This is a genomic window from Sphingomonas asaccharolytica NBRC 15499, assembly GCF_001598355.1.
Lineage (GTDB): Bacteria > Pseudomonadota > Alphaproteobacteria > Sphingomonadales > Sphingomonadaceae > Sphingomonas > Sphingomonas asaccharolytica.
The window spans coordinates 1-12,443 of record NZ_BCYU01000022.1 but is presented as its reverse complement, the minus strand read 5'-3'; the positions used below and the strand labels follow the sequence as shown (position 1 = coordinate 12,443).

13 protein-coding genes are annotated in these 12,443 nt (G+C 66.1%); 6 read left to right on the top strand and 7 right to left on the bottom strand.

From position 1 onward, the window contains the following. Positions 1-38: 38 nt before the first annotated feature. A complete protein-coding gene (locus SAS01S_RS08105; protein ID WP_066807006.1) occupies positions 39-1,313 on the top strand; it encodes a glutamate-5-semialdehyde dehydrogenase in 1,275 nt (424 codons plus the stop codon). 51 nt (positions 1,314-1,364) lie between these two features. Here SAS01S_RS08105 and map read toward each other — a convergent pair whose 3' ends face one another. Both map and SAS01S_RS08095 read right to left on the bottom strand, forming a co-directional pair. Continuing rightward, a complete protein-coding gene (gene map, locus SAS01S_RS08100; RefSeq protein WP_066807004.1) occupies positions 1,365-2,192 on the bottom strand; it encodes a type I methionyl aminopeptidase in 828 nt (275 codons plus the stop codon). 93 nt (positions 2,193-2,285) lie between these two features. Continuing rightward, positions 2,286-2,690: a DUF2147 domain-containing protein gene (locus tag SAS01S_RS08095; protein ID WP_066807002.1), complete on the bottom strand. Its 405-nt coding sequence runs from the start codon at positions 2,688-2,690 to the stop codon at positions 2,286-2,288. A gap of 125 nt (positions 2,691-2,815) precedes the next feature. Between SAS01S_RS08095 and SAS01S_RS22765 the strand changes: the two genes are divergently transcribed. The 3 genes from SAS01S_RS22765 (at position 2,816) to SAS01S_RS08085 (ending at position 5,650) form a co-directional block, all read left to right on the top strand. After that, a complete protein-coding gene (locus SAS01S_RS22765) occupies positions 2,816-2,959 on the top strand; it encodes a hypothetical protein (RefSeq protein WP_169804917.1) in 144 nt (47 codons plus the stop codon). A gap of 54 nt (positions 2,960-3,013) precedes the next feature. Next, complete coding sequence (locus tag SAS01S_RS08090) at positions 3,014-3,871, top strand: ion channel (RefSeq protein WP_066807000.1); 858 nt, start codon at positions 3,014-3,016, stop codon at positions 3,869-3,871. Between the two features lie 195 nt (positions 3,872-4,066). Beyond that, entirely contained in the window at positions 4,067-5,650 is a 1,584-nt protein-coding gene (locus tag SAS01S_RS08085) for a Na+/H+ antiporter (RefSeq protein WP_066807062.1), read from the top strand. Positions 5,651-5,696: 46 nt separating this feature from the next. On the opposite strand, the gene SAS01S_RS08080 is transcribed toward SAS01S_RS08085, so the two are convergent. The 3 genes from SAS01S_RS08080 to SAS01S_RS08070 are packed head-to-tail and all read right to left on the bottom strand — an operon-like array spanning position 5,697 to position 7,519. Continuing rightward, entirely contained in the window at positions 5,697-6,344 is a 648-nt protein-coding gene (locus tag SAS01S_RS08080; protein WP_066806998.1) for an HD domain-containing protein, read from the bottom strand. Positions 6,345-6,395: 51 nt separating this feature from the next. After that, complete coding sequence (locus SAS01S_RS08075) at positions 6,396-6,854, bottom strand: carboxymuconolactone decarboxylase family protein (RefSeq protein WP_066806991.1); 459 nt, start codon at positions 6,852-6,854, stop codon at positions 6,396-6,398. A 23-nt stretch (positions 6,855-6,877) separates the two neighbouring features. After that, the gene (locus SAS01S_RS08070; protein ID WP_066806989.1) at positions 6,878-7,519 is read right to left on the bottom strand and encodes an HD domain-containing protein; all 642 of its coding nucleotides are present in this window, start codon (positions 7,517-7,519) and stop codon (positions 6,878-6,880) included. Between the two features lie 318 nt (positions 7,520-7,837). Between SAS01S_RS08070 and SAS01S_RS08065 the strand changes: the two genes are divergently transcribed. Beyond that, the gene (locus tag SAS01S_RS08065; RefSeq protein WP_281179316.1) at positions 7,838-8,677 is read left to right on the top strand and encodes a GlxA family transcriptional regulator; all 840 of its coding nucleotides are present in this window, start codon (positions 7,838-7,840) and stop codon (positions 8,675-8,677) included. 21 nt (positions 8,678-8,698) lie between these two features. Here the strand turns inward: SAS01S_RS08065 and SAS01S_RS08060 are convergent, their stop codons facing one another. Next, positions 8,699-9,109, bottom strand: a complete 411-nt coding sequence (locus SAS01S_RS08060) for an MAPEG family protein (protein ID WP_066806987.1) — start codon at positions 9,107-9,109, stop codon at positions 8,699-8,701. A gap of 47 nt (positions 9,110-9,156) precedes the next feature. Continuing rightward, entirely contained in the window at positions 9,157-11,196 is a 2,040-nt protein-coding gene (locus SAS01S_RS08055) for an amidohydrolase family protein (protein ID WP_066806985.1), read from the bottom strand. 143 nt (positions 11,197-11,339) lie between these two features. Here SAS01S_RS08055 and SAS01S_RS08050 point away from each other — a divergent pair, with 143 nt between their 5' ends. After that, entirely contained in the window at positions 11,340-12,215 is an 876-nt protein-coding gene (locus tag SAS01S_RS08050; RefSeq protein WP_066807061.1) for an NmrA family NAD(P)-binding protein, read from the top strand. Positions 12,216-12,443 lie beyond the last annotated feature (228 nt).

The following is a 12,443-nucleotide window of genomic DNA, read 5'->3' as shown; positions in this document are numbered from 1 at the left end:
GCTTTGGCCACCGGTTTCGGCATGATAATCGGCCCGCCATGGAAACGACCGTCGACATCGAAATCGATCCCGTCGCGCTGATCGCGTCGATGGGCCGGCATGCACGATCCGCGGCCCTCGTGCTCGCGGGCCTGTCGAGCGCGGACAAGGCGCGCGCGCTGACCGCCATGGCGCAGGCGATCCGCGATGCCGAGCCGGAGATCCTAGCCGCAAACAAGATCGACATGGCGAACGGCACCGCCGCCGGGTTGTCGGCGGCGCTGCTAGACCGGCTAAAGCTGACGCCCGAGCGCGTCGCCGCGACCGCCGACGGGGTCGCCACCGTGGCGACGCTGAAGGACCCGGTCGGCGAGATCATCGACGAAATCGAGCGGCCCAATGGCTTGAAGCTGGCGCGCGTGCGCGTGCCGATCGGGGTGATCGGCATCATCTACGAAAGTCGCCCCAACGTGACCGCCGATGCCGCGGCTTTGTGCATCGGGTCGGGCAATGCGGTGATCCTGCGCGGCGGATCGGAAGCCATCGAGAGCAATCGCGCGATCCACGCCGCCTTGGTCCGTGGATTGGAAACGGCCGGCCTACCCGGGGAGGCGGTGCAATTGGTGCCGGTGACCGACCGCGCCGCGGTCGGCGCGATGCTGGCCGGCGAAGGCGTGATCGACATGATCGTGCCGCGCGGCGGCAAGGGCCTGGTCGCGCGCGTCCAGGCCGAAGCGCGGGTGCCGGTGCTCGCGCATCTCGACGGGATCAACCACATCTATGTCCACGCCAGCGCCGACCAGGCGATGGCCGAGGACATCGTCGTCAACGCCAAGATGCGCCGCACCGGCGTGTGCGGCGCGATGGAGACGTTGCTGATCGACCGCGACTATCCGCATGCCGGCCAGCTGATCCAGAAATTGCAGGCGGCGGGATGCGAGGTGCGCGGCGATCCCTTGCTCAAGCAGTTGGTGCCCGGCGTGGTCTCAGCGGGCAGCGAGGATTGGGATACCGAATATCTCGACGCGATCGCCTCCGCGCGTTTGGTCGGCGGGGTCGACGAGGCGCTGAGCTTCATCGCCGCGCACGGTTCGCACCATACCGATGCGATCATCGCCGAGGACGCGGCCGTCGCCGAACGCTTTCTGGCCGCGGTCGACAGCGCGATCGTGCTGTGGAACGCGTCGACCCAGTTCGCCGATGGCGGCGAGTTCGGGCTGGGCGCGGAAATCGGCATCGCGACGGGGCGGCTGCACGCGCGCGGACCGGTCGCGCTCGAGGGGCTGACAACGTACAAATGGATCGGGCGGGGGACGGGTCAGATCCGGCCATAAGCGGAGCAGTATTGCCAATCGCCCGGCCGAACGAACCGGCCGCTTATCGCTTCACGCGTAAGGCGGACGGTGGCGTCCCATCGGGCTGGTGGTGAAGATCTCGCAGCCGGTTTCGGTGATGCCGATCGAATGCTCGAATTGCGCCGACAGCGAGCGGTCGCGCGTCACTGCGGTCCAGCCGTCGTCGAGCATCTTCACGTCGGGGCGTCCGGCATTGATCATCGGCTCGATGGTGAAGATCATGCCGGGCTTCAGTTCGGGCCCGGTACCGGGCCGTCCGTAATGCAGGACATCGGGCGCATCGTGATAGACGCGGCCGACGCCGTGGCCGACGAAATCCCGGACCACGCCATAGCGATGGCGCTCGGCATGCTGCTGGATCGCATGCCCGATATCGCCCAGCCGATTGCCCGGCTTCGCCTGCTCGACCCCAAGCATCAGGCATTCGTAGGTGACGTCGACCAGCCGCCGGGCCTTCACCGACACGTCGCCGACCAGATACATGCGGCTGGAATCGCCGTGCCAGCCGTCGACGATCGAGGTCAGGTCGATATTGACGATATCGCCGTCCTTCAGCGTGCGCGCGCCGGGAATGCCATGGCAGACGACATGGTTGATCGAAATGCAGCTGGTATGGGCATAGCCGCGATAACCGATATTCGCGGGAATCGCCCCGGCCGCGACGATCGCGTCATGGGCGAAGACGTCGACCGCCTCGGTGCTGACGCCGGGTTGCACCATGTCGGCCAGGGTGTCGAGTACCGACGCTGTCACCTGCCCCGCTATGTGCATGGCGGCGAAGTCCTCGGCTCCGTGGAGCTTGATCGCGCCGGTGCGGCGATCGGCGCCTTTCGACGCCGCGGCGACATAGTGGGTCATCGAACGTCTCTACTGTCCAAACAGGCGCCGAAGCGCGATCGTTCGTGACTATGACCGCGGATTGGCGGGCGCAAGGTAAGAGCCAGGCGACGGCTATCCGATCCTGACCAGCACCTTCGACTTGCACAGGATGCGGCCGACCAGGCAACCCGCGCCCTTCAGCGTATTGTGGTCGACCAGCACGATGGTGCCGGAAAACGTCCTGTTGAGATCCGGGACGAATACCTTACCGCGCCAATTGCCTGCGGAATCCTGTCGAAAATCGCGAAAGACCTGAGTGCCGATCAGGTCGCGCGTGCCGCCGCGGCGAGCATCGGCGATCGCCTGATCGCTTGCCCAGACGACCTTGCCGCACACCGACTCGCCGCAATGGCGGATCTCGATATGCATCGTGTCGCGAAGGTTGCGCCATGTGCCGATTGCGGCGTCCTGTTCGCCGGCATTGGCGGAGGAAAAGGTCAGCAGGCTCAGAATGACGGCCAGGATCGCGCGCGGCATCCATTGCTCCAAATTGGTTGATCGCCGCTGCGATATAATTTCGGCGGCGACATCCGCCAGAGGCCGCCCGCAAAGATGCGCCGCAAGACCGTGCGCCGCTCCTCGCTTTGGTGTAAGCAACCACGATGGCCGACGACACCATCATCCAGACCCCCGACGGGCCAATGACCTGGGCGGAGTGGAAGAAGAAGCACCCGATTCAGGTCCCATCGCGCCGTACCAAGGGCAAGGACCTGCCCAACAAGATCAAACGCCGCACCGACGACTGACCGCGCGAGCGCCAGACGCTTGACCGCCGCTCGATCCTGTCCAACCTAGGCGGCATGGCCAGAAAACCGCGCCGCCAGGTCATCAATCTCGGCGGCCTCCCCGCGATCAAGATCGGCGCCCCCGCGCCGTTCGCCGACCTCTATTACTGGGTCATGGAGATGTCCTGGCCGATGTTCATCGGCCTGGTGTCGCTGTTGTTCTTCGTCGTCAACATCGCGTTCGGCTTGATCTACGCGGCCATGCCGGGAGCAGTCGTCAATGCCCAACCCTATTCGGTGATCGACGGATTCTTCTTCTCGGTCGATACACTCGGGACGGTCGGCTATGGAGTGATGGCACCCGCGACCCGTTTCGCGCATGCCATCGCGTCGCTCGAGATCCTGACGGGCCTGTTCTTCTCGGCGACGATGACCGGGCTGATTTTCGCGCGGTTCGCGCGGCCGCGACAAAGCCTCGAATTCAGCCGCGTCGCCGTTATCGGCCGCCACCAGGGCAGCAAGGCGTTGATGGTGCGGGTGGCATCGACGCGATCGCGCGCGCTGGCCGACGCCCAGGCGCAGGTGTCGTTCCTCGAGACGCATCACCTTGGCGACGGCCGCTTCTTTCGCAGTCTCGTCACGCTGCCACTGATCCGGGACACCAATCCTCTGCTCGGCCTGTCCTGGACATTGGTCCATCTGCTCGCCGATGACAGCCCCGTGCTCGCGGCGCTGGCGAGCGAGGACCGCTTCCTGCTGACCGTCACGGTTGGTGGGGTCGACACGCTGCTGGCCGGGCCGTCGCTGGGTGGGGTCCGCTATGACCGCGAACACATCCGGGTCGATCACGAGTTCGTCGATATCATTTCCGAGGAGGATGGCGTCGTCCGCCTCGACATGACGTTGCTCCATGAAACGGTGCCGATCGGCTGACTGGCCGGCGCGAACCCGAGGTCGATCCCCGCGAGAATCGCCGGAGTACCGCGCGCTCAAACGGCGAGTTTTCCGTACGGCTGACCCACCGCCTTGAAAGAAGAGGCCTTCCGCCCTGCCTCCCGCGGTGGCACGATCGGGTTCGGATCAGGCAAGGAAGCGGGTCAGCATCGGCCCGGCGAGATGGGGAAAGCGATGCGTCCTGTCGAGACTTTCGAACTCGTCCTGGCCTTGCTGGTCGGCGTCGTCGCGCTGCATTGGGCGGCGCGGCGGCTGAGGCTGCCGCCATCGACCGCCTTGCTGGTCGGCGGCGGTGGGCTCGCGTTCATCCCCGGACTGCCGCCCGTGGCGCTCGATCCCGAACTGGCACTGGTGCTGTTCCTGCCGCCGCTGCTGATGGATGGCGCCTATTTCACCGCGTTCGGGCGGTTCCGGCGGCATTTGCCGGGTATTCTGTCGCTCGCCATCGGGGCGATCATCTTCACCACGCTGGCGGTCGGGGTCGTCACGCATTGGCTCGTCCCCGAATTGCCCTGGGCAGCTTGCTTCGCGCTAGGTGCGATCGTGTCGCCGCCCGACGCGGTGTCGGCGCGCGCGGTGCTGCAGAACGTCAAGCTTCCGCGCCGATTGTCGGCGCTGGTCGAGGGCGAAAGCCTGATCAACGACGCGACCGGGCTGGTGCTGTTCCGCTTCGCCGTGGCGGCGACGTTGAGCGGTACGTTCAGCGCCGGCGCAGCGGTCACCAGTTTCTTCCTGCTCGCGCTCGGCGGGGTGGTGGTCGGGCTGGCGGTCGCAGCGGGCTGGCTGTTCGTGGTCAAGCGGCTGAAGGACCAGACGCTGATCATCATGGCCAACACCCTGATGTGCTGGGTCGCCTATATCGCCGGCGAGCGGGTCCATGTCTCTGGCGTGATCGCGACGGTGGTCGCCGGGCTGATGCTCGGCTGGTACCAGCATATCGTCTTTTCCGCCCCCGTGCGGCTGCGCGGCAGCGCCTTTTGGCAGACGATGGTATTCGTGCTCGAGGCGATCGTCTTCATCCTGATCGGCTCGTCGTTGCGCGGGGTGCTCGATCGCGTCGGCGGGATCGAGGCGGTCACCGCGACGATGACGATCCCGATCCTGGGCGTCGTGCTGACGATCGTGGGCGCGCGTTTCGTCTGGATCTTCGCCAATGACGGCCTGCTTGCGGCGCTTCGGGCCGCGGGGCTGAAGCGCGCGCGACCGCTCGGCGTGCGCCAGGCGACGGTGCTGAGCTGGGCGGGCATGCGCGGCGTGGTCACGCTGGCGGTGGCGCTGTCCCTGCCCGCGGCGATCCCGGGGCGCGACCTGATGCTGGTCACTGCCTTCGCGGTGATCTTCGCCACCGTCGTCGTGCAGGGGACGAGCCTGGGCTGGCTGATCCGGACGGTCGAACCGGAGGACAAGGACCCGCCGGCGAAGATGACGATGGCGGAGACCGAGGCGGCGATCGCTGGCGCCCGTAACGCTGCGATCGAAGCCAATGCCTATGATGAGGACGGCACGCTGATCCACCCGCAACTGCTCAAGCAGTCCCACAAGCGGCTCGAGGCGATCCAGCGCTACGCGGCGGATGCCGACACGTTCATGGAGAATGTCCGCCCGCATTTCGACGTCATCCTGACCGCGATCGCCGCCGGCCGCGCCGAACTGATCCGCGTCCACCGCGCTGGGCAGATCGAGGACGAGGTGCTGCAGGAACTCGAGCGGGATCTGGATGTCGAGGAGTTGGGGATTATCCTGCAACGGGGAGAGTAGCGCGCGCTGGTCGCCGCTTGCGTCATCCGCGCGGCTGATGTCCTCCCTAGTGCGCGCAAACCCAGGGCGACGTCAGCATGATGCTGCAAATGTCGCCGCGCCGGAATGTCGGGTCGCGAAACGCCAGATAATCGTCGTTGAGCGTGCCGAACGTGCTGTCGGGCCGATGCTTCAGGCCCTGGTAGAATTCGTCGATCATGCCCGCTTCGAAATCGATGCCGCGCGGATAGGCACCGGTCACCGCCGCCCGCTCTTCGTCGGTGAAATCGGCATAGCCGCGCCCGGCAACGTCCATGCCGGCGGCGGCGTGCAGCAAGGCGATCTCCGGCTGCATCAGGTGCGGGATGCCCGGCGTGGTGTGGAGGGCGATCGCGGCCCAGACGCGATCCAGATCGTGCTGAGCGATGCCGTGGCCGCGCAGGAAATCGCGCGCCGCGTTGGCGCCATCGACCTCGAACCGCTGCTGGCTCGCGCGATACCGGTCGGTGAGGCCGAAATCGTGGAACATCGCGCCGACATAAAGCAGCTCGGGATCGTATTCGAACTGCTTGCGGTTGCCCGCGAGCGCTGCCCAGAAAAACACCCGGAGCGAATGGTCGAACAACAGGTCGCTCGACGCGTCGCGAAGCAATTCGGTCGCTTCGCGCGCAATCTTGCTGTCGGGAACGGTTATTCCGCACAGGATCGAAGACATGGCGATTTCCTTTGAATTCTGGCGGCGTCGCTCGTTCGACGTCGCGGCGCTTCAGTGGCCCTTGCCGGCGGCGGATGGCGGGCGCCGGAAGCTGATCGCCAGCCGGTTATAGGCGTTCATCAGCCCGATCGCGACGGTAAGGTCCGTCAATTCCTTGTCGTCGAACACGGCGGCGGCCGCATCATAGTCGCTTTGCGGCACGCCGATTTCGGCGACGCGGGTCACCGTCTCCGCCCAGGCCAGCGCCGCGCGCTCGCGATCGTCGAATAGGCCACCGGCTTCGCGCCAGACCGGGACCAGCACGAGCTTTTCCCAGGACATGCCATCGCGCGACAGCTCGCGCGAATGCATGTCGATGCAATAGGCGCAGCCGTTGATCTGCGAGACGCGAAGATAGACAAGGTCGACGAGCGGCTTGGCCAGCCCGCTCTGCGCGACATAGCCGTAGACGCCGCCGAGCGCCTTTATCGCGCCAGGGGCCGCCGTTTCGTAATCCATGCGCATAGTCATCTCATATCTCCAATTGTCGGGGGTCAATTCGGCCAGGCCGATCCGAGGATCAGCGCGCAGAAATTCTGGCGCACGTAATTCCTGTCCTTGAGCGCGAGCACGTCGGCCTTGACGTTGCCGAAGGTGGTCAGCGGCTTGCTCGCAATCCCCGCGGCGAAATGATCGATGATGCTTTCCTTGAAATTGGCCTCGCGCGGGTGGCACGCGCAGACCTGATCGCGCTGTTCCTGGGTGAAATCGCGATAGGAGATGCCCAGCACGTCCATCTCGACGCCGGCGGTCACCAGAGCGATGGTCGGCCGCATATGCTCGGGAATTCCCGGCGTGGTGTGGAGCGCGATCGCGGTCCAGACGTCCTCGATATCGCGTTCCGCGACGCCATAGCTGGTCATGAAGTCGCGCGCGGCATTGGCGCCATCGACCTCGAACCGCAGGTCGGCACTGGCATGTGCCGGCGTCAGGCCCATGTCGTGGAACATGGCACCGAGATAGAGCAGCTCGGGATCGTATTTGAGCGCTCGGCGCTCGGCCGTCAGCGCGCCCCAGAAAAAGACGCGGCGGCTATGGTGGAACAGCAGATCGTCTTCGGCGTCGCGGACCAATTGGGTGGCGGCGCGCGCGATCCCGCTGTCGGGGACGGGGATGCCGGCAATTGCAGCGCTCATCGCAAGTTCCTTTTCGACGCGACGTCGCGTGGCGTGAACGGGCACGCGACAGGGTTGGTCTTCGTTCGATCGACGCGGAGAGGGTCGATGCGCTCCGACCGTTTCAACTTGGCGGTGCGTGCCTCTCGACTCAATCGCGGGCATCCTGCGATTCTGGACAAGCGCGCGTCGATTCGCGCCAACGGGAGACGAGCCATGCCTGGGGGGAAAGTGGCCCTGGTAATCCATGACGGCGTCCAGGCGCTCGACGTGGCCGGTCCGAGCGACGTCTTCGCCGAGGCGAACGCGTTCATCCCCGACGCCGACCGCTACTAGACGCTGCTCGTCGCGCGCGACAGGGCGCCGCTCCGCGCATCGAACAATATGCAGATCATGCCCGATCTGAGTTTCGACGAAGCGTCGGATCGGTACGATCTTGTCCTGGTCGCGGGCGGGCCGAACTTGCCTTATGCCGATCCCGATCCGGCGATGGGCGCCTGGCTTCGCTCAGTCGCTTCGCGCACGGAGATGCTCGGCTCGATCTGCACCGGAGCGTTCGCCTTGGGTAATGCCGGCCTGCTCGACGGCCGCCGGGTCACCACGCATTGGCAAGTGGCGGACAAACTCGCCGCCCGCTTTCCCGCCGCCCGGGTCGAGCCCGATTTGATCCATGTGCGGGACGGGCCGATCATCACCTCTGCCGGCGTGACGGCCGGGATCGACCTTGCGCTCGCTTTGGTGCGGGAGCGTCACGGCGCCGATGTCGCCGTTGCCGTGGCCAAAAGATTGGTGGTGCTCGCCCAGCGCCAGGGAGGGCAGTCGCAGTTCAGTCCCTATCTCTCGGCCCCGGCCGACCCGGAATCGCCGATCGCCCGGCTGCAGGCACACGTGATGGCGCATATCGGCCAGCGTCACACGCTCGCATCGCTGGCCGAGACGGTGGGGATGAGCGCGCGCAACATGGCGCGGCACTTCGTGCGCGAGACGGGGATCACCCCGCACGAATTCGTCGAGCGCGCGCGCGTCGACGCCGCCCGCATGCTGCTCGAAGGAACGCATCTGCCGCTGAAGGCAGTCGCGTTCGACTGCGGTTTCGGCACCGCAGACCGGATGCGGATGGTGTTCGCCGATCGCCTAGGCATCACGCCAGCCCAGTACCGCGCCAGTTTTCAACATTAGTGCGGCTGGACTCGCGCTCGGCTATGCGCCGACGCCATGCACCGCCAAGCTATAGACGATCTTCCCCAACGCCCCGAGCAGCAGAACCCCGCTGGCCGCGAACTGGATCAGGAAGCCGGTGCTGCGCTTGCCCGGATCCGCCATATAGCCGGCGGCGTAGATCAGCCGGCCAGCGATCCACACCACGCCCAGCCCGGCCGCGACGCATTCGTTCCAATAGATCGCGAACAGCCACAGCCCGCCGAGGAACAGCGGCAGTCCTTCGAGCGTGTTGAGGTGCACCCGCAATGCGCGCTCGAGCAGCGGGTCGCCGGTCATGGCGGGCGCGGCGATGCCCGATGTGCCGCGCGCGCGGCCGACCTGCAGGCTCATGTAGAAATAGACCAGCAGCGCCACGATCGTGACGATCGCGGTCCAGCGATGTTCCATCATTGATATTCCCCCTTAGCGGTCGGCGCGCCGCCGTTCGCGCTTGATTGCTACTTCGGCATCCCGCTGAGGCCGCTCGCCTGCCGCAACGCGGCGCCGTCGAGGCGATAGCCGTCGAGGAACACCGTCCGGACATGGCGGAGATTGGTCAGGTCCTTCGACACGTCGCCATCGACCAGGATGATGTCCGCAGTCTTGCCTGGAGCGATCGATCCGACACGGCCGTCCATCCCGGTCATCCGCGCCGGCACGATCGTCGCGGTCTGGAGCGACTCCGCATTGGTCAGCCCGGCCTGCTGATAGAGTTCGAGTTCGCGCACCAGTTCCAGCCCATAGCCATCGGTACCGGCGACGATCGGCACGCCCGCCTGGTGAAGCCGCCCGACCAGGTCGACCATCTTGACGAAGCTCTTGCGGAAATCGTCGCGGGTCAGGCCGCCGAACAACGGATAGCCCGCAATCTTCCAGCCGCGCGCGACCGAGGGCGGCGCCACCTCGGCGAACGGCGCATATTCGGGTGAGAGGGCACTGCCGTCCGACGTCATCAGCGGCTCCCACACCGTCAAGGTCGGATCGATGATCGTCTTGCGTGTCGCGAGCTCGGCGTAGAACGCCTTCATCGTGGGGGAATCGAGGTCAACATCCTTGCCGTATTTGGCCGGCCCCTCCAGCCGCGCCGCGGTATTGGCCTTGTCGACCACGTCCTGCGGCATCGCCTGCATCATGATGAAGTTGATGTGGGTGACTTCGTCATAGCCCGCCCGGACCGCATCGAGCGGCCGCATGCCGGCAGGCACATGGCCATGGACGTGCAGGCCGAGCTTGTGGGCCTCGGCAGCGCCGGGAGCGATCCAGGCCGGGTTCATCGAGGTGTAGAATTTGACGCCCCACAGGCCAGCTGCCTTGATCTTGTCGACCGCGGCGATGGTTTCGGCGGCCGACGACACGGTAAGCGCACCCTGCGCGGCAAGCGGATCCTTGCGGTCGACGATCACCGAAATCTTGCCATCGGGCGCGAGCAGGTCGCCGGCGGCGCGGCGCTTGTAGATGCTCAGCGCATCCTCGATCAGCGATCCCGGGCTGCGGTAATTGGTCATGCCGGTGGCGACATTCTGGAGCAGGTTCCAGTCGTCCCCGACATGCTGGTGCGAATCCCACAAGCCGGGGAGCAACGTCTTGCCCCGCCCGTCGACGACCACGGCTCCCGTCGGCGCCTTGATCGACCCCGCCGCGCCGACCGCGGCGACCTTGCCGTTCGAGATCAGCACCGCGCGGTTGGGCAGGTACGTACCCGCGACCGAATCGAACATCAGCACATTGTCGACCAGGGTCGGCGTGCGGTTCGCCGGCGCCAGGAAGCTGTGGGCGATATCGCGGACCATCGTCGCGATCGCCTTGTCCTGGACGTCCTTCATCCTGGGGCCATCGCTCTCATAGCCCTCGGGCAGCAGCGAGATCTGCCCGGCATTGCCGAAGAAGCGATTGTCCTGATCGAGCCAGACCGGCGACGGCGAGAAGCCATAACCGGTGATGAAAGCGAGTTTGACGGTCTTCTTGCCTTGCGGACCGTCGATCGTCAGCGGCTGGCCTATCTTGATGCTGGCATGGCCGGTCGGCAGCAGATCGATGCCCTTGGCGCCCGCCGCGACCAGCGCGTTGACGTCCATTTCCCCGGCGAGCCAGGGGCCGCCATAGCTATTGTAGCGCCGCGCGGCGAACGGCGCGGAGCCGGAGTCGACGGCGGTTTTCCAGCGCGCAACGCCGCCGGCATCGACATCGAACGTCTCGGTGGCATCGCCCGAATCGGTAAAGCCGCGGATCGCGATCGCCGACGGCCGCTTGTCGGGCGCCAGGGTCACCAGCTCGTCGGTTTCGGTGACCCAGCCGCGCAGCGACATCGACATGCGATAGGCGACGCGGCCATCGGGCATCGTCCACGACCACACGTCGCCATGCTTCCCGGCGGTCGAGCTGATCGTATAATGCCGCGCGCCCGCCGGCGGCGCCATCAGCTCCTCCTTGGGCGTCGATGCCGCCCCGGCGATCGATGCGGTAGCGGCGAGCAGTGACGCGAGCAGAATCCGGCGCATATTATCCCCCTGTGCAGGCGCGCCGAGACTGACGCGGTCCGCGCGCCGAGGCAACCGGATATCTGCGGCACGCGTGCAAAGGTCAGGCAGCAAAACACGGCCCCGAACGTTGCTACTCTCATCCGCTTCATGGGATGGACAATATGTATGTAGTGATGGGAGCGACCGGGCATGTCGGTCGGGCGGTGGTCGACGCGCTGTCGGACGCCGGAGAAAACGTGACTGCAATCGTTCACCAGGCGTCCCACGCTGGTGACTTGCAAAACAAGGGTATCGCGATCGTCGAAGCCGATGTTCGCGATGTCGACGCCTTACGCGCCGCATTTCGTCGCGGACGTCGCGCGTTTTTGTTGAACCCGCCCGCTGCGACCAGCACCGACACCGACCGCGAGGAACATGCGACCGCGCGTGCCATCGTGGCCGCGCTCGACGGATCGGGGCTCGAGAAGGTCGTCGTCGAATCGGCTTATGGCGCGCAGTCGGGCGAGCGTATCGGCGATCTCAGCGTGCTGTACGATCTAGAGCAGGCGCTGTTGAACCAGCCGATCCCGGTCACGATCCAACGTGCCGCTTACTATATGAGCAATTGGGACGCGACGCTCGACCAGGCGAAGGACGGCACCCTGCCGACGATGTTCCCCGCCGACCTCAAGATTCCGATGGTGGCGCCGGCCGACCTTGGCCGCGCGGCGGCGCAGCGGTTGCGTGAACTGCCGCGCGTGGAGGAACCTCATTATGTCGAGGGACCCGAGCGCTATTCGGCGAATGACGTTGCCGCCGCTTTTGCCGCCGCGCTGGGGAAAGCCGTGACGGTGCAGGTGACGCCGCGCGATCTCTGGGTAGACGCGTATCGCGCGCTCGGCTTTTCGGACGCGGCGGCCGATTCCTATGCGCGCATGACGGCGGTGAGCGTTGACGACGGCTTCGACATGCCGACTGCGCCCGAGCGCGGCGAGACTACGCTCACTGCCTATATCAACGCGCTGGTCACCAAGGCCGGCGGGCGATCGCACGACTGATTCCTGCCAACATCAAAAAGGGCGCCGGATCGCTCCGACGCCCTTTCGGTACGCTTTACTCATCCCCTCCAGGCCGAAGCCCAGGAAGGTATCTCAAATCACGCGCTGGCTTGGGTCCGGCCGCCGCCGCCCTGGCCGCCACGACCCCGGCGGCGATTGCCGCTACCGCCCCGGCCGCGCGGCGCATAGGGGTTGGCCGGCCGCGCCTCGTGCGTCTTGCGCGGCGGG

Excerpts from the sequence above, each read along its gene's own strand:
- map (WP_066807004.1), bottom strand. The coding sequence starts at position 2,192 with ATGACCCACTATGTCGCCGCGGCGTCGAAAGGCGCCGATCGCCGCACC.
- SAS01S_RS08075 (WP_066806991.1), bottom strand. The coding sequence starts at position 6,854 with ATGACTATGCGCATGGATTACGAAACGGCGGCCCCTGGCGCGATAAAG.
- SAS01S_RS08070 (WP_066806989.1), bottom strand. The coding sequence starts at position 7,519 with ATGAGCGCTGCAATTGCCGGCATCCCCGTCCCCGACAGCGGGATCGCG.
- SAS01S_RS08080 (WP_066806998.1), bottom strand. The coding sequence starts at position 6,344 with ATGTCTTCGATCCTGTGCGGAATAACCGTTCCCGACAGCAAGATTGCG.
- SAS01S_RS08050 (WP_066807061.1), top strand. The coding sequence starts at position 11,340 with ATGTATGTAGTGATGGGAGCGACCGGGCATGTCGGTCGGGCGGTGGTC.
- SAS01S_RS08060 (WP_066806987.1), bottom strand. The coding sequence starts at position 9,109 with ATGATGGAACATCGCTGGACCGCGATCGTCACGATCGTGGCGCTGCTG.
- SAS01S_RS08085 (WP_066807062.1), top strand. The coding sequence starts at position 4,067 with ATGCGTCCTGTCGAGACTTTCGAACTCGTCCTGGCCTTGCTGGTCGGC.
- SAS01S_RS08105 (WP_066807006.1), top strand. The coding sequence starts at position 39 with ATGGAAACGACCGTCGACATCGAAATCGATCCCGTCGCGCTGATCGCG.
- SAS01S_RS22765 (WP_169804917.1), top strand. The coding sequence starts at position 2,816 with ATGGCCGACGACACCATCATCCAGACCCCCGACGGGCCAATGACCTGG.
- SAS01S_RS08055 (WP_066806985.1), bottom strand. The coding sequence starts at position 11,196 with ATGCGCCGGATTCTGCTCGCGTCACTGCTCGCCGCTACCGCATCGATC.
- SAS01S_RS08095 (WP_066807002.1), bottom strand. The coding sequence starts at position 2,690 with ATGCCGCGCGCGATCCTGGCCGTCATTCTGAGCCTGCTGACCTTTTCC.
- SAS01S_RS08090 (WP_066807000.1), top strand. The coding sequence starts at position 3,014 with ATGGCCAGAAAACCGCGCCGCCAGGTCATCAATCTCGGCGGCCTCCCC.